Annotated in this window: 19 protein-coding genes and 1 tRNA gene; 17 read left to right on the plus strand and 3 right to left on the minus strand. The window is 38.3% G+C overall.

Annotated elements, in window-relative coordinates; translation table 11 throughout:
• Positions 1–35: 35 nt before the first annotated feature.
• From B5X76_RS19385 to B5X76_RS19395, 3 genes are all read left to right on the plus strand, one after another.
• A complete protein-coding gene (locus B5X76_RS19385) occupies positions 36–410 on the plus strand; it encodes a hypothetical protein (protein ID WP_079645582.1) in 375 nt (124 codons plus the stop codon).
• Positions 411–490: 80 nt separating this feature from the next.
• The gene (ppk1, locus tag B5X76_RS19390) at positions 491–2,557 is read left to right on the plus strand and encodes a polyphosphate kinase 1 (protein ID WP_079645583.1); all 2,067 of its coding nucleotides are present in this window, start codon (positions 491–493) and stop codon (positions 2,555–2,557) included.
• A 31-nt stretch (positions 2,558–2,588) separates the two neighbouring features.
• A complete protein-coding gene (locus tag B5X76_RS19395) occupies positions 2,589–3,656 on the plus strand; it encodes a PA0069 family radical SAM protein (RefSeq protein WP_079645584.1) in 1,068 nt (355 codons plus the stop codon).
• Between the two features lie 3 nt (positions 3,657–3,659).
• On the opposite strand, the gene B5X76_RS19400 is transcribed toward B5X76_RS19395, so the two are convergent.
• A complete protein-coding gene (locus tag B5X76_RS19400; protein ID WP_079645585.1) occupies positions 3,660–5,012 on the minus strand; it encodes an NfeD family protein in 1,353 nt (450 codons plus the stop codon).
• Between the two features lie 19 nt (positions 5,013–5,031).
• Here B5X76_RS19400 and B5X76_RS19405 point away from each other — a divergent pair, with 19 nt between their 5' ends.
• Genes B5X76_RS19405 through B5X76_RS19415 form a run of 3 tightly spaced genes read left to right on the plus strand, consistent with a single transcriptional unit; the run spans position 5,032 to position 7,377 of the window.
• A complete protein-coding gene (locus B5X76_RS19405) occupies positions 5,032–5,784 on the plus strand; it encodes a hypothetical protein (RefSeq protein WP_079645586.1) in 753 nt (250 codons plus the stop codon).
• A gap of 9 nt (positions 5,785–5,793) precedes the next feature.
• Positions 5,794–6,726 carry a septal ring lytic transglycosylase RlpA family protein gene (locus tag B5X76_RS19410; RefSeq protein WP_079645587.1) on the plus strand — a complete coding sequence of 311 codons (933 nt, stop codon included), beginning with the start codon at positions 5,794–5,796 and terminating at the stop codon, positions 6,724–6,726.
• A 15-nt stretch (positions 6,727–6,741) separates the two neighbouring features.
• Positions 6,742–7,377, plus strand: a complete 636-nt coding sequence (locus B5X76_RS19415) for a uridine kinase family protein (protein WP_079645588.1) — start codon at positions 6,742–6,744, stop codon at positions 7,375–7,377.
• 196 nt (positions 7,378–7,573) lie between these two features.
• Here the strand turns inward: B5X76_RS19415 and B5X76_RS19420 are convergent, their stop codons facing one another.
• On the minus strand, positions 7,574–8,797 hold the full coding sequence (locus B5X76_RS19420) for an MFS transporter (RefSeq protein ID WP_079645589.1): 1,224 nt from the start codon (positions 8,795–8,797) through the stop codon (positions 7,574–7,576).
• Positions 8,798–8,942: 145 nt separating this feature from the next.
• Here B5X76_RS19420 and B5X76_RS19425 point away from each other — a divergent pair, with 145 nt between their 5' ends.
• The 10 genes from B5X76_RS19425 to B5X76_RS19470 all read left to right on the plus strand — a co-directional run bounded on the left by B5X76_RS19425 (position 8,943) and on the right by B5X76_RS19470 (position 20,866).
• The gene (locus B5X76_RS19425) at positions 8,943–9,452 is read left to right on the plus strand and encodes a DUF4442 domain-containing protein (RefSeq protein WP_079645590.1); all 510 of its coding nucleotides are present in this window, start codon (positions 8,943–8,945) and stop codon (positions 9,450–9,452) included.
• A 12-nt stretch (positions 9,453–9,464) separates the two neighbouring features.
• Positions 9,465–9,893: a hypothetical protein gene (locus B5X76_RS19430; RefSeq protein ID WP_079645591.1), complete on the plus strand. Its 429-nt coding sequence runs from the start codon at positions 9,465–9,467 to the stop codon at positions 9,891–9,893.
• Between the two features lie 8 nt (positions 9,894–9,901).
• Positions 9,902–10,513 carry an SCO family protein gene (locus B5X76_RS19435; RefSeq protein WP_079645592.1) on the plus strand — a complete coding sequence of 204 codons (612 nt, stop codon included), beginning with the start codon at positions 9,902–9,904 and terminating at the stop codon, positions 10,511–10,513.
• Position 10,514: 1 nt separating this feature from the next.
• Positions 10,515–10,943, plus strand: a complete 429-nt coding sequence (locus B5X76_RS19440) for a c-type cytochrome (protein ID WP_079645593.1) — start codon at positions 10,515–10,517, stop codon at positions 10,941–10,943.
• Between the two features lie 463 nt (positions 10,944–11,406).
• The gene (locus tag B5X76_RS19445) at positions 11,407–12,003 is read left to right on the plus strand and encodes a TetR/AcrR family transcriptional regulator (RefSeq protein WP_079645594.1); all 597 of its coding nucleotides are present in this window, start codon (positions 11,407–11,409) and stop codon (positions 12,001–12,003) included.
• Positions 11,993–13,321, plus strand: a complete 1,329-nt coding sequence (locus B5X76_RS19450; protein ID WP_176141137.1) for a TolC family protein — start codon at positions 11,993–11,995, stop codon at positions 13,319–13,321. The genes B5X76_RS19445 and B5X76_RS19450 overlap by 11 nt, the downstream gene beginning before the upstream one ends.
• Positions 13,322–13,353: 32 nt before the next feature.
• The gene (locus tag B5X76_RS19455) at positions 13,354–14,487 is read left to right on the plus strand and encodes an efflux RND transporter periplasmic adaptor subunit (RefSeq protein ID WP_079645596.1); all 1,134 of its coding nucleotides are present in this window, start codon (positions 13,354–13,356) and stop codon (positions 14,485–14,487) included.
• A gap of 24 nt (positions 14,488–14,511) precedes the next feature.
• Positions 14,512–17,682 carry an efflux RND transporter permease subunit gene (locus B5X76_RS19460; RefSeq protein ID WP_079645597.1) on the plus strand — a complete coding sequence of 1,057 codons (3,171 nt, stop codon included), beginning with the start codon at positions 14,512–14,514 and terminating at the stop codon, positions 17,680–17,682.
• A gap of 226 nt (positions 17,683–17,908) precedes the next feature.
• Positions 17,909–17,990: transfer RNA gene (locus B5X76_RS19465), tRNA-Leu, on the plus strand.
• 173 nt (positions 17,991–18,163) lie between these two features.
• Positions 18,164–20,866 carry a M14 family metallopeptidase gene (locus tag B5X76_RS19470; protein ID WP_139375404.1) on the plus strand — a complete coding sequence of 901 codons (2,703 nt, stop codon included), beginning with the start codon at positions 18,164–18,166 and terminating at the stop codon, positions 20,864–20,866.
• A 107-nt stretch (positions 20,867–20,973) separates the two neighbouring features.
• Here B5X76_RS19470 and B5X76_RS19475 read toward each other — a convergent pair whose 3' ends face one another.
• A complete protein-coding gene (locus B5X76_RS19475) occupies positions 20,974–21,714 on the minus strand; it encodes an AAA family ATPase (protein ID WP_079645599.1) in 741 nt (246 codons plus the stop codon).
• Between the two features lie 201 nt (positions 21,715–21,915).
• On the opposite strand from B5X76_RS19475, the gene B5X76_RS19480 reads away from it, so the two are divergent.
• Positions 21,916–22,326, plus strand: a complete 411-nt coding sequence (locus B5X76_RS19480; RefSeq protein WP_079645600.1) for a hypothetical protein — start codon at positions 21,916–21,918, stop codon at positions 22,324–22,326.
• Positions 22,327–22,368: the final 42 nt, after the last annotated feature.

Raw genomic sequence — 22,368 nt, forward strand, 5'->3', positions numbered from 1 at the left:
AGAAAACAATTAAATGCCCGAATAATTATTTACATATGAAAAAAAACAAAAGGGTATGGTTTATTGCCATACCCATTATTCTTATTTTAGGTTACTTAATTTGGGATTCTTTCAGTCAAAAGTCAATAAAAGATATCCCTGGTAATTTTGAGGAGGTGGCTTTTGTTCGCAACGAACAGAACAAAGGTGGCATAGTGCGCATTTATGCGGTGACGGTCGGAGATCGGGCGAATGCGAATTACGATGCTTGCGCAGACTTATTTCCGACCAATGATTATAATAGCGTGACTCGTATTTTTTTCTTTGACAAAAATGCCCCCTACCCTGTTCAATTACAAGTAGAAGCACCTTACTATGATACGACCCAATTTAATGCGATCAACATTGTAAAACGATCCGGTTCAAAATAACATCTTAAACTATTTAATATTTAGTTAACATTAAAATAACACTTAAAACATAGTTTTGATCCTAAATCGATAATTAATATATGGCACGCAAATTTATTCCAAGGGATATAAGCTGGTTGAGTTTTAATGGGCGGGTTTTGCAAGAAGCAGCAGACAAAACAGTCCCTCTTATCTCAAGGATTAAATTTTTAGGTATCTTTTCTAATAACTTAGATGAGTTTTTTCGTGTCCGGGTAGCTGGCCTAAAACGAGCTCTAGCGGTGGATGAGAAAGAAGCAAAGAACATATTTTTCGAAAAGCCTCAGCTCATTCTTAATGAATTGAATGCCCTTGTTATCAAACAACAGAAGAAATTTAATAATACCTGGCAAGAAGTTCAAAAAGAAATGGCTAAACAGCGTGTCTTCATCAAGACAAGTTCAAACCTTTCTGAGGAACAACAGCTTTTTGTAAAGCGATACTATATTGATGAAGTAGAGTCCAGTGTCATCCCTCTTCTACTGGATGATCATAGACCTATGCCCTACTTGCGCGACAAGTCGCTATATCTAGGGGTCGCGATGAAGAAAACGGATTGGCAGTATGAAACAAAATTTGCGATTATTGAGATCCCTACAGCACAAAACGGCCGTTTTGTGCTACTTCCATGTCCTGATAAAGAGGTACATGTTATTCTATTGGAAGATGTTATTAAGTTCAACCTACCGCATATATTTTCCTTCTTTGGTTTCGATGGATTTACTGCCAACGCCTTTAAAATAACTAGAGATGCCGAATTTGATTTGGACAATGATATTAATACCAGTTTTGCCGATAAAATAGCTAAAGCTGTAAAAAGTAGAAGAAAAGGAAAACCTACCCGATTTGTATTTGACGAAGAAATGGATACTAATTTGGTGGAATTTTTGATCAAAAAATTAAACATATCGAAAAAGGACAGTATTATTCCCGGTCAAAAAATACACAACTTTAAAGACTTCATGAACTTCCCTGCTATATTTCGGAAGTACAACAAACCAAAAGAACGTTATTCTTTTTTGCATCCTGACCTAGTAGATCAAACAAGAATCACCGATGTCATCACAAAAAAAGATATATTGCTATCTTTTCCCTATCATACTTTTGAACATATCATCGACTTATTACGGGAAGCGGCAATGGATCCCGATGTATTATCGATACAGATTACAGCATATCGACTTGCGTCAAACTCCAAAGTAGCCAACGCACTTGTCAATGCAGTACGTAACGGGAAAGAAGTCACTGTAATGCTCGAATTACGAGCACGCTTTGATGAAGAGCATAATCTAGAGTGGAAAGAGCGTTTTGAAATGGAAGGCGTAAAAGTTCTATTGGGTATTCCAAATAAGAAGATCCATGCAAAACTCGGTATTATTAAAAAGAGGATTCATGGAAGAACCGTTCAATATGGGTTTGTGAGCACAGGGAATATCAATGAAAAGACAGCCAAGTTATATGGAGATTATTGCCTGTTGACAAGCAATCGCTCAGTTATGGCAGACATTAATAAAATCTTCAATGCTTTGCGCCGTCCAAAACAGGACCTAAGTCAAACATTAAAAATGGGCAAAGGTCTATTGGTCTGTCCCAACGATATGCGAAACACGATACTGCAGTATTTTGATACAGAAATACATGAAGCAAAAGCGGGACGAAAAGCGCACATCATTGTAAAAATAAATTCGCTAAGTGACAAAGCGCTCATCAAAAAACTATACGAAGCTGCAGAAGCAGGTGTCAAAGTAGAAATGATAGTTCGTAGTATTTATTGTGCGGTCAATCAGAGTTCTTTTAAGTACCCAATCCATACTATCAGTATTGTGGACGAATACCTGGAACACGCTCGTGTTTTTTACTTTTATCATGCTGGTAAAGAATTAACCTATATTTCTTCAGCAGATTGGATGACACGAAATCTAGATCATCGTATTGAAGCAGCCGTACGGATTAACGATAAAAAAATTAAGTCCGAAATTCTCGATATGCTAAAGATTCAGCTCAAAGATAATGTTAAGGCGAGATTGTTAACCAATAATTTGGACAACAAATATGTCTCAGATAGTAAAGTAGAGTTTCGGTCTCAGATAGAATTGTACAAGTACCTAAAAAATAAAAAGCCTCACTAATTACTATTATTTTTAGTATTTTTACTTTTCGATGGAAAGTAAAAAACTAATTAAGGGAAGAGGTGCTCAAATCAATCCGCACAACAAGTATAAGGCACAACAATATGACCAATACTTTATAGAAGGGATCGATACGTACGAAGAGGAAAGTAATCGCACCTCGTTTATCCCATCTCAAGCAAAGACACTCGTGCACAAAGTCGACAGTCCCGATGTGGGTATGAGCTATTCTGCAAATCCCTACCAAGGTTGTGAGCATGGTTGTATTTATTGCTATGCACGTAATTCGCATCAATATTGGGATATGAGTGCAGGGCTTGACTTTGAAAAAAAGATCATAATAAAAGAAAATGCGCCTATCCTTTTTAAAGAGTTTATACGCAAAAAGGGATGGGACTTTCAACCGATACATCTCTCCGGAAACACAGATTGTTACCAACCTATAGAACGCACTAAAAAGCTCACCAGGCAAATATTAACCATTGCCCTTGATCACCGACAACCGATAAGCATTATCACTAAAAATAGCTTAATATTGCGCGATCTCGACATTTTGCAAGACTTGGCTAAAGAAAATTTATTGAAAGTGTATGTATCCATCACATCATTATCTGAAGAAACACGAAAAAAATTAGAACCTAGAACTGTGACTGCCATCCAACGGCTAAAAATAGTCGAGGAATTAAGTAAAGTTGGAATCCCAACCGGCGTAAATGTAGCACCAATAATTCCCGGGCTGACAGATCACGAGATACCTTCTATTTTGAGGCATTCGGCTCAAAGTGGTGCCCTTTGGGCCAACTACATTATCGTAAGGCTAAACGGACAAATAGGTGAAATATTTCACGATTGGTTGCTCGTTAATTATCCAGAAAGATGTAATAAAATCTGGCATGCTATCCAAAGCTGTCATCAGGGCAACGTCAACAATAGCGTCTTCGGGCAGCGCATGAAAGGAACTGGTGAAGTCGCTGAAGTAATAAAAGCAGCTTTCCATTTGCACTGCAAAAAGAACCAACTAAACACCACGAAATTTTCATTTGCTCAAAGAACAGAAAGCTTAAATTACGGACAGCAACTACAACTCTTTAATCAATAAAAGTTAAACCGGTTTATCCGCTATTTTACGGACAAAAAGGTTATAATTCTCATGTTTTTCAACATAGACCTGTTCGCCAGCATCGATAAATCCATCGAGTGCAACAGCATCATACCATACGCCATCAACTTCTATTTTCCCTGCAGGACGCAGCACAGTTCTTGCTACTCCTTCTTTATTTAGCAAGTTTATCTTTGGTACAGAAGATGTATAACCACTATCCGCGCGCTGCTCATCCGCCAAAACTAAACGCTTAAATGCGGAAGAATTGAAAATATTTTTCCCAAATATCACCATTAAAATTATGGAGAAAACCATTGCTCCAATAACAATCAAAAAAGAATTCATCAATAAACCGGGTTGAGAAACTTTAAAATCAAAATAATCATTAGCTAACATCGAAAAAGCAAGCCCACATAGTACAAATATAATCCCTAAAACACCCGCTACACCAAATCCAGGAATGACAAAAACCTCCAATGCTAGCAGCAAAACCCCCAATACAAAAAGAGCTATCTCCCAATGGTCCGCCAGCCCCTGCAAATACAAAGGTGCAAAAAATAATGTTGCAGAAATCAATGCGATCACTAAAGCAAAACCAATACCTGGAGTCTGTAGTTCGAAATAAATTCCTCCAATAATACCCATTATTAACAGACCACTAACCATAGGATTGACTAAACAAGCAATAATAATGTCAACCCATGTTCTCTCATAAGCTTTAACACTAGGCGTTGAAATATTTAAATTGCTATAAATCTCTTCAACGCGCTTTACTTCGGCATTCGCCAACTTGGCTTTTACGGCTTCCGAAGCTGTAAACGTCAATATCTTTCCGTCTTCTTTGAGAGCTGGAATAGAAATCGTCGGATCAACAAATGCTTCAGCCATTTTGGGGTCCCGACCTTTAGCTTCTGCTGTAGCACGCATCAATCCTCTCATGTAGGATTGGTATTTTTCGGGCATAATCTCTCCGCTCTGATTAACTACGCTTGCTGCACCCAATGACGCTCCCGAATGCATAAAAATATGGTCCGAGGCAAGCGCAATCAGCGTACCTGCTGATGCCGCATTATTATTTACATAAACGATTGTCTTTATGTCAGAATTAAGCAATAAACTACGGATAGAGTCCGCGTAATTTACAGCGCCCCCAAATGTATTCATCTCAATTAAAAAGTAATCAGCTTGCTCTGCTAATGCCTGTTCATACGATTTCTTTATTATGCGCCAAGCATTCGCTCCGACATCCTCTTTAAGATCGGTCTTGAATACATCTTGTCCATTTGTCACTGTACTACTTGCAAACACAAAAAATAGTAACAACAAAATGGATTTCGTAAATTTGTATAGCATAATTCTATCTTTTTAAAGTATGACTAAATATACAATAATTAAAGCATTTCAAAAACACTTCCCTTTTCCAATCTGGAAAATAGAAGTGGACTGCTCAAATAATTGTTTAGCGCTTGAATATAGAAATCCAACTGATACACTCCCTACATTTGCCGTAATCAGCTTTGATGGACAAACATTACTAGAAAATTATACAGCCACGGAGAAAGAATGGACACTAGAAGCTATACAAGGTGAGTTTTTAATTTTTAAGCGTTTTGGCTCTTCTTCTCCGCTGCAAGCGGGAATACAGGTGTTACATATCCCTAGCCAATCTATTATTTTTGTACACCATGAATACGTATTAAAAGATGTATATAAGGATAGACTTAGGGTTGTGCATCGATCTATTCCCTCCGGTCTAGAGTTTTTCATAGAAATAGCTACGGGGATTGTCACAAATAACGCAGAAGACAATTTTACATTTCCCGATACCGGCATTACATATCCAGTCCCCTATCAGGGTAACCTCCCTTATTTCATTAAAGATCTTTCTTTTGAGGATCAAATATGGCTACAGCCATATAAAGATTTTTTTATATGGTCTTATCACAAAAAGATGGGGCAATCCTTCGACTTATACCTTTGCCTATCGACTAAAAATGAAATACTAGATCATAAAATAGTGTTAAGTGGTCTAGACAAATTAATCCCTCAGCCCTATTTTCAAGTCCAAGGATATATTTTCTTTTTATCAAATACTAAACAAGAAATTGCAGCGTATTTAGTATAATTGCAAACTATGAAGCATAATAAAACTATTAAATCGTATCATAAAATATCGTTTTTATTAGCTCTAGGACTAGGATTAAGCACATTGGCACCCATTCAAGCCAAAAATAGGTTAACGGTACCGTTGACTGTCGCTCCTGATTCTATTGGAAACGAAATCGTAAATGGACAACGCTATGTCGTCCATAAATTAACTCCTCAAGAGACATATTATCAACTAAGTAGGACTTATGGAGTACCTGTAAAGGACATCATGAATGCCAACAACAAGAAAAATCTTCGTAATGGAGATACTGTAAAAATACCAAGAGGAAAAGCGGTAATTGAAACGCCTGCGACAAAAAGTGAAAACACTCCACAGGAAAAAGACAATGTTTTGATCGATCCTCGAGATGTGACGGAATATAAAGTCAGTAAAAGTGAAACACTTTACGCTATTTCAAGACGTTTTGGTATTTCGGTTGATGATATAAAAAAGGCAAACGGTTTGAAATCGGAAAGTCTCCGTGAAGGTCAGATATTAAAAGTACCTAACCAAAGCTTGCCAAAACCCGAACCTAAGGTCGAAGTTCCAGTTGTACAAGAACTTCCTCAGGACATACAGGAACATCAGCCTATCGATGAGTCTCAGTTTAAACCCAATAAATACGGTATCCGAGAGAAAAAAGAGCGCGGTGTAGCGGTCTGGATGGATAGCCTGCAAGGAGATGGACAGACCAGTTTGGCTTTACATAAAAGTGCTCCGATAGGAACTATATTAAAAATTACAAATCCTATGAATCGAAGTGTTACCTTTGCAAAAGTTGTGGGCAAATTTGGTGACAACGAAGATACACAAGATGCGATCGTAGTTTTATCCAAATCTGTTGCCACTTCAATCGGAGTGCTCGACCGTAAATTTCAAGTTGAAATCACATACGGCATTCCTCTGGAACAAGAGTAATATTTTAAAATACAGATGGACAAACCTCACGTGATAGGTATTGCTGGAAGTAGCGGTTCGGGTAAAACTTTCTTTTTAAAAAGTTTTTTGGATCATTTTAAGCAAGACCAGATTACATTGATTTCGCAGGATGATTATTACATTCCTGCGAATACCAAAACACAAGAAGAAAATAGGCTTTACAATTTTGATGTACCCACATCAATTGATAGAGAAGCCTTTTTTAAAGACATTAAAGACCTCTTCGAGGGCAAAGTAATACACAAGGAAGAATATACATTCAATAATCCGAACATAGCTCCAAAAATGCTGGAAATAAAACCTGCTCCCATTTTGATAGTGGAGGGCTTGTTTATTTTTCATTACGAAGAGGTCAATGATTTATTGAACTATCGTATATTTTTAGATGCCGATGAGGATGTAGCATTAAAGCGTCGTTTGAAACGGGATCTTCTCGAACGTGGATATGATCATGATGACGTAATGTATAAATGGATTAATCACGTTGTCCCTTCATACAATACATACTTGCTTCCCTATAGGGAGATCTGTGATAGAGTAATTGTAAATAACTCGGACGATCCCGAATTGATCAATCAAGCTACAAACAATATTTCTGAAGATCTTAAAGAAAAATTACAATTAGCTTAATTTAAAATAAGTCTAAATAACTATCTTTGCATCATGGATAAGCAAAGTGTGGTATTTCAAGAGCAACTAGAATTTGAAATTCAACAATCGCCAAAAGGCTTAAATCCCTTTGGCGATTTTTCATGTTGCATACTGAAAAAATGTTGTAAAAAGTATAAAAAAGGAAAGCGTTGTAAAAAATGTCCGGATCGTTAGTCTACTCTTCGTAGTAATTTAAATCTTTATCAAAACTTTCCTCAAGTCGTGTTAAGGCATAAATGGCTATTCCTGTCAGCAGGACCAAAGTAACCATTGCCGCCACGACTATCCCCCATACACCAACTAGATAGCCATACAATAAAGTAGAAGGTATGAGAGCTCCTCTGACGAAATTCGGAGCAGTAGTAGCAACCGTTGCTCTCAGGTTGGTACCGAACTGTTCTGCGGCGATAGTTACAAACGTAGCCCAATAGCCCACACCAATTCCCATAAAAAATGCAAGGAATATAAATTGTTGTTCTCCAATCCCTTCACTATTCAAATACCAAAGGCACGATATTAAAATTAGTATTTGACATAAAAAAACAACTTTTTTTCTAGATTTAAGCCACTGAGCCAACAGCCCCGCTATAAAGTCTCCAAATGAGATACCTAAATAGGTAAACATTACACCTTTTCCAGCACTCAATGTATTTGGAGCACCCAATGCAGCTCCAATCTCAGGAGCTTGTGTAACTAGAACCCCAACTACAAACCAAATAGGCAGACCGATACACAGGCAATATATGTAGCGCTTAATCCGATCTAAACTAGAAAACAACAACCGAATACTTCCTTTTCTCACATGGTTGCTTTCAGCAGATTGTGCAAAGAGTCCTGACTCAAATGTCCCTACGCGCATTAACAATAACAGTAGCCCCATCCCTCCTCCTACAAAGTAGGCCGTACGCCAATCAAACCATTCCGAAACGAAATAGGCAAGAATAGCTCCTAACACCCCGACACCAGCGACCAGCATAGTGCCATACCCCCTTTTACTGCGATGCATCGACTCACTTACTAGCGTAATACCTGCACCTAACTCTCCTGCCAATCCTACCCCTGCAATAAATCTAACAATACCATAAGTGGTCACATCATGGACAAACCCATTGTATATATTAGCCAACGAATACAATAGAATAGAGCCAAATAACACTTTAATACGACCATACTTATCTGCCAATACGCCCCATATCAAACCTCCCAATAATAAACCTCCCATTTGCATATTCAACACGAACTCCCCCTCCACTCGCATCAATTCTTCGGGAATACCAATATCCTGAAAGGAGCGTACCCGAACAATAGAAAAAATAATCAAGTCATAGATATCTACGAAATAACCTAATGAGGCTACCATAATCAACAACCACGTATTCTTTTTACGACTAGAGTCCATAAGGTTTTTTATCTAAAATAAAGGCAACTATTCTTTAAGTCACAAAACGGTTAAATTTCATGTAATTTACTACAGAAAATCATTTTATACAACATATTGCTTCTATTTGGTTTTTTAAAGCCTTATAAATTGTACTTTTGTTAATATGAAGTTAAAACCTTCTTCACTTAAGTGGTTACTACGATTTTATCCACCTTTCTTTTTTCAAAGGATATGGATAAAACAAGTCCATAAGGGCTTTAAGGGGATTGATGTCAAAATATACAAAAGCTCTTTGAATATAAATTCAAACAAGACCGTATTCGGTGGAACAATTTTCTCCGCACTGGATCCGGTACACTCCATCCTTTTGGATCAAATATTCCAAGCAAATGGGTTAAAAAGAACCGTAGCTTGGTTAAAATCTGCCCGTATCGAATACCTCAAGCCAGGAAGGACCGACCTCAGCTACTCCCTATATCTAGAAGATGAAGAGATCGCTGAAGCCTTTGATGAAATAAAAAGACGGGGTAAAGTTATAAAAACCTTTTCTACAGCTGTCTTTGACAAAAATGGTGTCAAATGCGCCGTATGCCACAATGAAATCTATATTAGGAATCTGGACTTTACTTTTGAAAGAAAGTCTATAAATGTACCTCTTGAAAAAAACTTATAAAAAACGAATCGTATGAAAAAAATTTTTTATCTACTATCAGCAAGTGTAATTTTACTAGGATCTTGCCAACAACAGGCGACGAAGGAAGCGGTCAAACATCAACAGCTTTCCGAAGAAGCAATAACAATTCATGATGAGATCATGCCGCAAATTGCTCACTTTGATAAGACTACCGTTAAAATAGATTCTATTTTAGGAAATTTAGGCCAAATTTTAAAAAAGGATGCAAAGGCAGATACAGCACTTATTAAGACAGACCTCATTACGTTGAAAAGCAATTTAGAAGCGGCTACAGACAATATGATGACTTGGATGAAAGAATATACTCCAGACAGTACGGATGTAGCTTACCAACAAGCAGAAATCGAAAAAATAAGAGCTATGAAAAAACAATTTGAAGATGTGTCTTTAGAGAGCAACAAAAAATTGGGCAAACTTTAATTTCAAATATGATTAGATCGTTATTTTGTGCAGCAGCCTGTATGTTAACTCTTGGGGCGTGCCAATCCACATCAAAAAGGCTCCCTATTATCGGGGAGCGTGAAGTAGTTCAAGGAGACACCATTTATCCTACGATTCCAAGCTTCCAATTTTTGAATCAGGATAGCGTAATGTTGTCTGATAAATTCTTTGACAACAAAATCTACGTTGCTAATTTCTTTTTCACACATTGTCCCAGCATTTGCCCGACAATGCAAAGAAATCTTTTAAAGGCTTATCAAAAGTATAAAAAAGATGATAGAGTAGCCTTCCTTTCTCATAGCATCGATTTTAAATATGATCAACCTTATGTACTGAAATCTTATGCCACAAAACTGGGTGTAGACAATGATCAATGGCAATTTGTTACAGGATCGAAAGCAGATATTTATGGCCTTTCGGATAAGTATCTGGTATATACCAAAGAAGATGCATCTGTGCCCGGAGGATACGATCATTCAGGCTATTTAGTGCTTATCGATCACGACAAAAGAATTCGTGGTGCTTATGATGGTACGAACGAGGAAGAAGTTCAAAAGTTACTAACCGACATGGACATACTCCTTCAAGAGTACAAATAATATGCGCTTGTTCAAAATACTCATTGTTATTGGTATGACGGTAGTAAGCTTAGCTTATCTAGCGTCATGCCATTCCAACCTTAATATAAAGACCGCTCAATATGCGGTCAATGGGCAAAAGTTGTATGTAGCAAACTGTCAAAATTGCCATGGCGCAAGTGGTGAAGGCCTTGGCAAACTTTATCCTCCGCTGACCGATGCCTCTTTTTTTGAAAGAAACCGAGAGCAGTTAAGTTGTATTGTGCGTAATGGTATGCAGGGAGAAATTACAATAAACGGCGAAAAATTTAATGAAAAGATGCCTCCTAACCCGCACCTTACAGAATTGGACATAGCTTATATTCTAACCTATATCACCACCAATTTTGCCAAAGAAGATTCCATTTATTCACACGAAGAAGTGCAGCGCGCCTTAAAAAACTGTAAATAAAGATTTTTCGCTAGTATCAGTTCGATCTATTTCATTTTATTTGCGCAGGGGGCTCATCACACAGCTTAAACTCCATCAAACTTTCATAATCCGCCAGTTGGCGGATCACCAACAGGTATGGACCGAACCAGATTGTATCGGGTGAGCTCATGAATACCAACAATAAAGAAAAATGTTATGAAAAAGCTCTTGATGGCCTTAAAGAAAAAAAACTTTCAAAAAAAAAGGTTTTCAAACGGGGAGAATGAAAACCTTTACTAACCAATTATAAACCTAAATTATGATACCACAAAGATAAGTGTATATCTAACACTTGTCAATACCTTTCTTAAGAATTAACAATTTCTTAACACAGAACTCCTCAATCAACATTTCTTAGAAGAGGTTACACTCTTAGGAAACCTTATTTTATAACAAGATTTTGACATTTTTATTGGCTTTCAATCATTAAATTTGCAACCGAATGAACGTTCAATTTACAGATAAGATAGCGTGTATTTTTAGACATACACTAGCACTCATTAAAGAAAACGGGTTCCACGGAACACCTATGAGTATGATTGCAAAGCACTCAGACGTAGCAATCGGTACTATTTACCACTACTTTCCTTCTAAAGAAAATCTGATTGTCGAGCTCTTTTTCTATTGCAAAACGAAAATCAATGCATTTATATTTAGAGATATAAATCAAGAAAGTTCTTACAAAGAACAATTTGCCTTTGTATTGCAACGATTCTGTGCTTTTCAGATTGAAAACACTGATATTTTCAGTTTTCTAGAACAGTTCTACAACTCCCCTTTTAATGAACTGGCACATAATCAGCAAGCAGCAGATCATTACGAAGAAAACAATCTTATCGATTTTCTGTTGAAAGGAATGGAGATCAATCAAATAAGAAAAATAGATGTACATATCATAGCAGCAGCTTATATAGGGGCGGCTGTCACATTCTCAAAGTCAGTGATTTATGGAAAACTTCAATTTAATCAACAGCATTTAGATGAATTAATAGAAATTATTTGGAACGGTGTAAAACAAGAAAATGAATATGAATTATAATTTTAGGAAGATAGTATCCCTTGCTTTTCTTACTATTTTTGGCTGCAGTGCCTCTTTTGCTCAACAGTCAACACTTAGTAGTAATGCAACATTAGACGATTTAATTAATTATGCGTTGCGTAATAAAATTGAAATTAAACAAGCACAAATTGATAAGGAAATCGGTGAACGAGAAATTGCTTCAGCTTTATCAGGTTGGTTTCCGCAAATAAGTGCGAATGGAAGTATAAGCCATGCTATGCAATTGCCCACAACGAACTTTAATGGCTCAAACATCACACTGGGACAGCGAAACAATAGTGCATTGACTTTTCAGGCAGACCAAGCATTGATCAGTCCTCAATTGTTTCAGGCATCGAAAGCATCCAAGTATGTGCGCCAACAGAACAACCTTAATGAAGAATCTACAAAGATAAATACTGTCGTAGATGTTAGTAAAGCGTACTATGACATACTAACTAGCGAAGAACAGATCAAGATAATTAACGAGAATATCTTACGATTAGAACGTCAATTTACAGAAGCTAATGCACGTTATGAGGTAGGACTTGTTGACAAAACAGATTTCAAAAGGGCTCAGATCTCCTTAAACAATGCTAAGGCAGATTTAAAGACTGCTTCGGAAAATAGAAAATACAAGTACGATTATATGAAATTATTACTTGCAATTCCTACAGCACAACCTATCTCATTGTCCTTTGCAAATCAGAGCTTGGAAAGCAATATTTTGTTAGATACGACGGAATTATTACAAATAGCAAACCGGGTTGAGTATAAGCAAATCGAAAACATAAAAGCAATACAGCAGTTAAATACCCAATATCAAAAATGGAATTTCTTGCCCAAGGTGAGTGCTTATGCCAACTACGCAATGAATTATAGAAATGATAGCTTTTCAAATCTATACAAAGATAACTTTCCAGGATCCAATGTGGGTTTAACCCTATCTGTCCCTATTTTTACAGGAACAAAGAGAATCCAAGAGATAAAAAAATCGGAACTACAGGAAGAACGGATTGCATTAGATCTCCAAAATCTAGAGAACCAGATCAGTACAGAGTACTCTGCTGCTATGGCAAACTATAGAGCCAATATGAATGAATGGCGCAACGGGAAAGATAATATGGAGCTTTCAGAAGAAGTATATAACACCATTAAACTACAGTACGATGCTGGTGTAAAAACTTACTTGGAATTAATGACTGCCGAGACTGATTTGAAAACCTCGCAATTGAACTATCTGAACTCGCTTTATGCTGTCTTGTCGAGCAAACTAGACATACAAAAAGCCTTAGGCACAGTAGAAATTAACAAATAATACAACCTCACTAACAAAGAAAATATAACGTCATGAATAAAAATCAATTACTTTCGGCCTTACTTATCGGTTCTGGATTGTTATGGCAATCTTGCGGTTCTAAAGATAACAAATCCAAAGGAGCTCCGGGACAACAAGCAGAGATGGCAACACCGGTTTCTTCCGCTGTCGTAGGTAAAGAAATTGTATCAGGATTGAAGAGCTACCCGGCAAATGTGGTTCCATTACAGGAAACAGAAATTAGAGCTGAGGTAACAGGATATATAACCAATATTTTTGTTGCGGATGGTGCTTTTGTAAGTAAAGGACAACGTCTTTATGAAATCGATAGGATACGCTACCAGGCGGCGGTCGACCAAGCAAAAGCCAACCTAGAAATTGCGAAAGCTAACCTAGATCGCGTACAGAAAGATTTACAACGCTATCAAACATTGGCAGAGAAAGACGCTATCGCCAAACAGACACTAGACTACGCGTTGACAGATGTAAACAATCAAAAAGCGCAAGTGCAAGCCGCAGAGGCAGCACTAACTACTGCCCGCACCAATTTACAACGCTCTGTAATCGTAGCGCCGTTTTCAGGTAATATCGGTATATCGCAAGTTCGTAATGGTGCATTGGTTAATGCTGGTACTACACTGTTAAATACAGTATCCTCTACCAACCCAATTGCTATCGAGTTTCAAATTAATGAAAAAGATATCCCGGAATTTACAAAACTTCAGGGAGGAAACTCGTCAACACAAATCTATGTATCTATGCCAGACGGCAGCCGCTATGAAGATGCAGGAAGAATAGTAACAATAGATAGAGCCGTAGACAGTCAAACAGGAACCTTGAAAGTCAGGGCATCTTTCTCCAACGGAACAAATGCACTTAGGGCAGGAATGAACACCACATTAAATGTAGAGAGTACATCGACACAAGAAGAACTAGTAATTCCTTACAAAGCGGTATTTGAGCAATTAGGAACATTTAATGTGTATACTATCAACGACAGTAGCAAAGTTGAATTGAAACAGATTGTACTTGGTCACAAAATAAACGACAAAATTGTTGTAAGCTCAGGGCTTGAAGCAGGTCAAAAAATTGTGGTTGATGGAGCAGCATCCTTAAAGCCAGGAGCTAAAGTTGCCGAGAACAATGTAGAAAATAAACAAAAATAATTGCTAGACGCTAAATAAATAATAATGATATCAGAAGTATTTATTAAAAGGCCAATAACGGCGATGGTTATATCCATCCTGATCACCATCGTTGGTGTGATTGCCGTTTCGACATTGCCTATCAGTCAATACCCCTCCATCGCTCCACCTACAGTTACCGTAACGGCCAACTATACTGGAGCAGATGCGCAGACCGTAGAACAAACAGTAACTACACCAATAGAGAGTCAAATCAATGGTACTCCTGGAATGATCTATATGTCTTCCAACAGTACATCAAATGGTCAATCACAAATTACAGTAACATTTGAAGTTGGCACAGACATCGATATTGCTACTTTGGACGTCCAAAACAGGGTAGGTATTGCCGAGCCAGCTTTACCAGAGGCTGTCCGTCGTTTGGGTGTTACTACACGTAAGGCCAACACGGATATCTTGATGTTGGTATCCCTCGTTTCGCCGAAAGGAACCCGAGATGATAAATTCTTGTCCAACTACGCCAACCTTTATATTAAAGATGCGATAATGCGTGTCAAAGGAGTAGGTGATGTTACTGCATTTGGTCAACCGTTTTCTATGCGTGTGTGGTTAGATGCAAACAAACTTGCCAACTTAAAAATGACTCCTTCGGATGTTTCTTCAGCCATAGCCGAACAAAACATACGTATCCCAGGAGGAAGTGTTGGTGGTAAACCACAAGAGTCGTCAACAGTATTTGAATACCCTGTAATCACAGATTCAGACCTTTCAGAAGTGGAAGATTTTGAAAACATCGTTGTGAAAACAAATCAAGATGGTTCTATTGTATTGTTAAAAGATGTAGCTCGCGTTGAACTAGGGCAATTTAATTATGGTACGTCGACCAAAGTAAATGGTATGGTATCAACCGGTATGATGATCAGTCAGACTCCGGGAGGTAATGCCGTAGAAACTGCTGAAGGTATCTTTTCATCACTCGAAAAACTAAAAAAATCCTTCCCCGAAGATGTTGATTATGTCATCGGTTACGAAACGGTTTCTGTAGTAAATGCATCCATCGAGTCGGTGATCCATACCTTGATAGAAGCCCTATTGTTGGTAACGTTGGTCGTTTTCTTCTTCCTACAGAGCTGGAGAGCTACGCTAATTCCAGTACTTGCTATTCCTGTATCTATTGTAGGTACCTTTATCTTCTTCCTCGCATTTGGATTCTCGATCAACAACCTGACGATGCTCGCCTTTGTATTGGCCATCGGTATAGTTGTGGATGATGCTATCGTTGTTGTGGAGGCCGTACAGCACTATATAGATAACTATAAGATGAGCGCAAAAGAAGCGACTATGCGAGCTATGAAAGACATTACAGCTCCAGTAATCGCTATTGCGTTAATTCTATCAGCAGTATTCGTGCCCGTAGGTTTTATACCGGGAATGGTAGGTAAATTGTACCAACAATTTGCGATTACGATTGCCGTTTCGGTAATGCTTTCTGCCTTTATAGCCTTGACATTGACACCAGCTCTCTGTTCTATAATGCTTAAGCCGACTTCAGTCACAAAAGACTCCAGAGGCCTAAACAAATTCTTCTACAAATTTAACTTGTGGTTTGAAAAAGTAACTTATTCCTATTCTAAAGGTGTTAAAAAAGCGATTAAAGCGACTCCATTAGTACTGATCGTATTACTATGTATATTTATTGGTACGGGATGGATGTTCCAGGTCAAGCCTACAGGTTTTATACCTTCAGAGGATGGGGGAATGTTTTTTGCCGGTGTTACCTTGCCAGAAGGTTCTTCTTCAGCACGAACAGACGCTGTATTGGAAGAACTGGAAAAAGAATTCTTAAAAGAATTCCCGGAAATAAAATATGTAACATCCATCTCTGGTATCAATATCTTAAATAGAGCATTTAAACCCAACGGTGCTACACTATTCGTATCGCTAAAACCATGGAAAGATCGGAAACGTACTGTGAATGAAATCACAGGTACCATCATGAAGAAATACGCACAATATAGTAAAGCAAGGGTATTAGCAGTTACACCTCCTGCTATTCCTGGTCTAGGTGCTTCTGGTGGTTTCTCGCTACAAATTCAAGATCTACAGACCGTAGATATTAAACAGTTTGAGGCGACCGTTGGTAAATTCTTAATGGCAGCCAATCAGCGTCCTGAAATAGGAATGGCCTATACCCTATTTAACTCCAACTCGCCAAACTATAAGCTGGAAGTAAACCGCGAACAAGCAAAACGAATGGGGGTACCAATTTCAAGTATATATGCTACTATTTCATCATATCTAGGTAGCAGCTATGTGAACGATTTCACCAAATATGGCCGTAACTTCCGTGTTGTAACACAAGCAGATGTTGGTTATAGAATGGGGATCGACGATATCAACAAACTATATGTAAATAATGTTCAAGGTAATCCCGTTCCTTTAGGAACTTTGGTCAGCTATGAACTGATCACTATGCCGTCTTTGATCAATCACTATAACATATTCCGTGCTATAGATATTTCTGGTGGCGCTGCTCCTGGCTACAGCTCGGGGGATGTGATCAAGGCACTAGAGGAAGTCGCAGCACAGACTCTTCCTGCTGGATACGATTATCAGTTCTCCGGACTGACATTACAGGAGAAACAATCGGGCTCTAAGACATTACAGATTTTTGCGCTGTGTATCCTATTTGTATTCTTGTTGCTAGCATCACTTTATGAGAGTTGGTCGGTACCATTTTCAATCTTGCTATCCGTTCCTTTGGGTATATTCGGAGCGATATTAACGTTAATGTTTATTCCGCAGCTCGACAATAACATCTTTGCACAGATTGGTCTCGTTACTATCATTGGTTTGGCAGCCAAAAATGCTATTTTGATCGTAGAATTTGCAAAAGAACGGGTAGACATCGGTATGAATCTTATTGAAGCGACACTAGATGCTGTTAAACTTCGTCTCCGTCCAATTATCATGACGTCGCTCGCATTTATCTTAGGTATTATTCCTTTGATGCTTTCTACTGGAGCAGGAGCTGTATCTCGTCAGACAATTGGTTGGACTGTATTCGGAGGTATGACGGCAGCTACATTCTTAGCTATCTTTATCGTACCCGTCCTATTCGTTGTTATTACAAGAATGGCTTATGGCAAGAAAAAATTGGCTGAACTAGAAGCTGGTTTTGATGAAGAAAAGAAAAAGCAACTGAGTGCACACTAGTTAATGTCCACTTAATTTTATACCTCGCAAAGGCCAGTACATAAAACTGGCCTTTGTTGTTTTAGAATGATCACAGCCCATCTCTCTATAGCTTTTCTATGAGCTTCAACCTTATCAAAAAAACTTTCTATTTCATAATCAGACACTTTGAGAAAATACATTTTTTTTCTTTGCTTTTTTAAGGATTAGACCTATATTTGCATCGTCAACAATGAAACAACAGCATGCCCAGCTGGCGGAATTGGTAGACGCGTTGGTCTCAAACACCAATATCTTCGGATGTGCCGGTTCGACTCCGGCGCTGGGTACAAAAGCGATTCGTAATACGAATCGCTTTTTTTATTATTACCGATCAGAATGAGATTTAGGGGTCTTCTTATATAGATAGAGATTCCAAAAAGAAAAAGTATCTTTATCATTATATTAACCGAAATAGTTCGTAAACCCTAGAGGCTATTTAGGTAGTAACTTCCGATAAATAATGATGAAAGTAAATAAATTATTCACCTATCTATTTTCCCTTACACTGGGATTTGCACAAACACAGGCACAAGAAGTCAGCAGTCCCCAATCTCATTTTGGATTTAACATCGGCGACGATTTTAAAATCGCAAATTACAAAGCGATGGAAAGCTATTTTCTAAAAGTAGCCTCATCATCCAACCGCGTACAGTTACAAAAAGCAGGCCTGACGGAGGAAGGTCGGCAACAATATCTTTTAATTATCTCATCTCCTGAAAACCTTGCTAATATAGAAGAGTATCGAAAAATATCACAGTCCTTGGGCCGTGCCGAAGGTCTAAGTGAGCAGGATGCGATACAACTAGCCAAGACGGGTAAACCTATTGTATGGATTGATGGGGGAATGCACTCTAATGAAACGGTAGGATCCCACCAATTGGTCGAGACACTTTATCAACTTACCTCGCGCAACGATCAGGAGATACTAACCTATCTCGATAAGGTCATCGTATTGATGTGGCATGTCAATCCCGATGGACAGGATTTACTTGCGGATTGGTATATGCAATATGAAAATCCTAAGGATCGAAACATGTCTATTCCTACATTATACCAAAAGTATGTCGGACATGATAATAACCGGGACTTCTTTATGTACAACATGAAAGAGGCGAGTAATCTGGCAAAAGTCATGTATATAGACTGGTTGCCACAAATTGTGTACAACCATCATCAAACCTCACCCGAAGGGACAGTTGTGGCAGGTCCTCCTTACCGAGACCCTTTTAATCAGGTTTACGACCCCTTAGTCGTAAGCGGAATCGATGGTGTGGGATTTGCCATGATAAACAGACTAAATGAAGAGGGCAAGTCCGGCTATGTGCGTATGGATCAGTCCACATTTTCTACTTGGTGGAATGGAGGGTTACGTACAGCACCTTACTTTCATAATATGATCGGTATACTGACGGAGACAACAGGTAGTCCCACCCCGTCAGAGATCCCTTTCATAGCTGAGCGACAGATGCCAAGAAATGGTCTACCTAATCCCGTATCTCCCCAAAAGTGGCATTTTCAACAATCCATAGATTACTCTGTATCAATGAACATGGCCATATTAGACTATGCCTCCCGAAATGGAGATAAACTGCTGTACAACTTCTACAAAATGGGCAAGAACTCCATTGAAAGAGGTAATACCGACTATTGGACGGCGTATCCACGATATATTAACGCGCTAAAAACAGCCTACGAAAATGATGTTAAATCAAAAAAAATATCCAGCGACGGTACTTCCGCTTCTCGATCAAAAGGTATCCCAACTTCTTATGTAGACAGTCTATATCGTAACTCGGCAAACAGAGATCCTCGTAGCTATATTATTCCAGCAGACCAAGCTGACTTTGGCACAGCCTTAAAATTTGCCAATGCGCTAATCAAATCGGGGGTATATGTATACCAAGCCAACGCTAACTTTTCTGTCTCAGGCAAAAGCTATCCAAAAAATTCCATCATTATAAAAACAAACCAAGCCTTTCGTCCACAAATCATTGATATGTTCGAGCCACAGGATCATCCCCATGATACCGAATACGAAGGTGGCCCACCCATCCGACCTTATGATGCTGCAGGTTGGACATTAGGCATCCAAATGGGGGTACAATATGACCGTCTTTACGATGACATTGCAGGTCCTTTTGACCGGAAACCGTATGGAATAGCTCTTACTCCGCCTACCGACAAACTGCTGACCAGCCGAGGGGGATACCTTATCAACGCAAAAGCAAATGATGCGTTTTTGGTCGTTAACAAATTAATTGCAGCCGATTTAAAACCCCAACGGGATCTTGATTCAAAAGACTTTTACATAGATGCGAAACAGCAGCAACTACTCCAGAACACCATTCAAAACCTCGGACTTCGCATCCAATCCATAAGTAAAAAGCCCAAGCGCCTAGCCCCTATAAAGCCCCTAAAAATCGGGTTGTTCGATCACTATGGTGGCTCTATGCCTTCTGGTTGGGTACGTTGGATACTGGAACAGTACGGCTTCCACTACGAATTGTTTTATCCCAAAAACATCGACAATAATGACATAAAAAAGTATGACATCTTACTGTTTGTAGGTCAGGGTATTCCTGGCAGAATGGAGGAAGCGACCAAATTCAGACTACCTGAAAGGGATCTGGTCCCTACGCAATTCTCTCATTTACTTGGTCAGGTTACCAAAAGTAAATCTATTCCAATATTAAAGCAATACGTCCAGCAAGGTGGAAAAATATTGACCATCGGTAGTTCATCAGATCTAATATATCATTTCGATCTCCCTGTTATTGACCCTTTGTTAACAACTGATAAACAAAACAAGCCGATTCGAATAAATAGTTCTGACTATTATATACCGACTAGCATCTTGCAAGCCGATCTAGATCTTTCGCGTACAGAAAATTTTGGCATGGATAGTAAGGTAAATATTGTCTTTAACAATAGTCCGGTCTTTAAAATCGAAAATACAGATACCTTGTATTCCTTAGGCGGTATCAACAGTAAAAAATCACTTTTGAGTGGATGGGCACATGGTCAACATTACCTGGAAGGCGTAAGCATAGGTCTAACTGCCAAAATAGGCGACGGAAAGCTTATTGCCTTTGGTCCTGAAATTACGAACCGTGCACAAAGTCATGCGACATTCAAGCTTCTGTTCAACCAGTTGTATAATTAGTCCGAACGGTTACAAAAACGGGGCAATAGTTTCAAAACTATTGCCCCGCTGCACTTCAAGCATGGATCTATTGAATCTGCATGAAGATATCTACCTACAGATAAAAGCTACACTTCCAAGGCTTCAGCCTCTAATAGCACTTCGCTATTTTCAAGTTGTTGAATCAAATTGTACTTAGCCTGCGTAAATGCGTAGTCCTTAGCTTCCGCAAAAGATATACTGTACTTACGTTCGACACCATCCACAACCTGTTCAGGAAGTTTTCGCAATAGTGTATCATAATATTCATCCAGTACATTTGATGCGGGCAGTGTGTATTCGACCTGTATCTGAAAACGTCGAAGGATGGCCTTATCGATAACTTCAATATGATTGGTCGCACAGATCAATAATGCCTTTTCTGGATAGTAATCGATCAACTGTATTAATGTATTGACAAGACGACGTATCTCACCGACATCTTTATCTTCACTCATACGGGATTTTCCAATCTGATCAAATTCGTCTAGAAAAAGAACCGCTTGATCACGACCCGCTTTATCAAAAACCTGTTTTAGATGCTGGGAGGTCTCTCCGATCTTGGCACTGATTACATTACTGAGATTAAGAATATAGATCGGTTTATTCAATGCATTTGCCAAAGCTTTGGCTGTTGAGGTTTTACCACAGCCAGAAGCACCATACAATAAGATTTTATTATTTACAGGTAGTTCATAGCCCTGCAATACATCCAGATACTTATGCTCTTTCAATAAATGATCTAATTGCGTTCTACTCTCATGCGTTAGGATGATGTCATCTAAAGAAACTGCTTCCTTTTTTGTTATCAATAAATCAGCTATATTCATTCTACTATATGGGCTTTTTTACGACAAAGGTACAAACTTTAAAAATTTGTATACTCTCTTACAAAGATGAGTAACATTGATAATACGTTCATCCTCCAGTTTCTCATTTTTTTTTGTAGTCCAATCTTTAAAAAGTTGTAACCTTTTACCCTCTCATCTACTCTATGATAATAGACAGGTAAACAATTTATAAGGAGAACTATGTTACAGATCTACGAAAATATTTATCCAGACCTCACCAATGGTAAGACAGAGAATACAGTTATGATTTCTCTAGAAGCCAGTAGCTCCTGTGAGATTAGTAAAAATGATATTGTACATTCTCTTCAAGGAATAGGTATAATTGTTAATAGTATAGACTTTACACCTACCAAAACCTTAAGATCTTCCACATTACATGATTCGCTAAATGCAGCAGTTACCCTCCGTACAAGACTGTCTCAAGGTGAATTATCGAAGGAATTAAAGCAAATTGGAAAGTACCTGAAAAACATAAAACTTTCTGTTATTACCTTTAATAAGGTAATAATTAACAAGAGAAAAGTGATCGAGACACTATCATTATTAGATTATATCAAACAGTTACAACCCGATATCTTTTCTTGGGATTAACAAGACCTAGTCATTAGCTCATTGCTGTTAAGAAACACGACT

It is taken from the genome of Sphingobacterium nematocida (assembly GCF_900168125.1).
Taxonomy (GTDB): Bacteria; Bacteroidota; Bacteroidia; order Sphingobacteriales; family Sphingobacteriaceae; genus Sphingobacterium; species Sphingobacterium nematocida.

Coding starts and splice junctions, on each gene's coding strand:
- B5X76_RS19385 (WP_079645582.1), top strand. CDS start 36: ATGAAAAAAAACAAAAGGGTATGGTTTATTGCCATACCCATTATTCTT.
- ppk1 (WP_079645583.1), top strand. CDS start 491: ATGGCACGCAAATTTATTCCAAGGGATATAAGCTGGTTGAGTTTTAAT.
- B5X76_RS19395 (WP_079645584.1), top strand. CDS start 2,589: ATGGAAAGTAAAAAACTAATTAAGGGAAGAGGTGCTCAAATCAATCCG.
- B5X76_RS19400 (WP_079645585.1), bottom strand. CDS start 5,012: ATGCTATACAAATTTACGAAATCCATTTTGTTGTTACTATTTTTTGTG.
- B5X76_RS19405 (WP_079645586.1), top strand. CDS start 5,032: ATGACTAAATATACAATAATTAAAGCATTTCAAAAACACTTCCCTTTT.
- B5X76_RS19410 (WP_079645587.1), top strand. CDS start 5,794: ATGAAGCATAATAAAACTATTAAATCGTATCATAAAATATCGTTTTTA.
- B5X76_RS19415 (WP_079645588.1), top strand. CDS start 6,742: ATGGACAAACCTCACGTGATAGGTATTGCTGGAAGTAGCGGTTCGGGT.
- B5X76_RS19420 (WP_079645589.1), bottom strand. CDS start 8,797: ATGGACTCTAGTCGTAAAAAGAATACGTGGTTGTTGATTATGGTAGCC.
- B5X76_RS19425 (WP_079645590.1), top strand. CDS start 8,943: ATGAAGTTAAAACCTTCTTCACTTAAGTGGTTACTACGATTTTATCCA.
- B5X76_RS19430 (WP_079645591.1), top strand. CDS start 9,465: ATGAAAAAAATTTTTTATCTACTATCAGCAAGTGTAATTTTACTAGGA.
- B5X76_RS19435 (WP_079645592.1), top strand. CDS start 9,902: ATGATTAGATCGTTATTTTGTGCAGCAGCCTGTATGTTAACTCTTGGG.
- B5X76_RS19440 (WP_079645593.1), top strand. CDS start 10,515: ATGCGCTTGTTCAAAATACTCATTGTTATTGGTATGACGGTAGTAAGC.
- B5X76_RS19445 (WP_079645594.1), top strand. CDS start 11,407: ATGAACGTTCAATTTACAGATAAGATAGCGTGTATTTTTAGACATACA.
- B5X76_RS19450 (WP_176141137.1), top strand. CDS start 11,993: ATGAATTATAATTTTAGGAAGATAGTATCCCTTGCTTTTCTTACTATT.
- B5X76_RS19455 (WP_079645596.1), top strand. CDS start 13,354: ATGAATAAAAATCAATTACTTTCGGCCTTACTTATCGGTTCTGGATTG.
- B5X76_RS19460 (WP_079645597.1), top strand. CDS start 14,512: ATGATATCAGAAGTATTTATTAAAAGGCCAATAACGGCGATGGTTATA.
- B5X76_RS19470 (WP_139375404.1), top strand. CDS start 18,164: ATGATGAAAGTAAATAAATTATTCACCTATCTATTTTCCCTTACACTG.
- B5X76_RS19475 (WP_079645599.1), bottom strand. CDS start 21,714: ATGAATATAGCTGATTTATTGATAACAAAAAAGGAAGCAGTTTCTTTA.
- B5X76_RS19480 (WP_079645600.1), top strand. CDS start 21,916: ATGTTACAGATCTACGAAAATATTTATCCAGACCTCACCAATGGTAAG.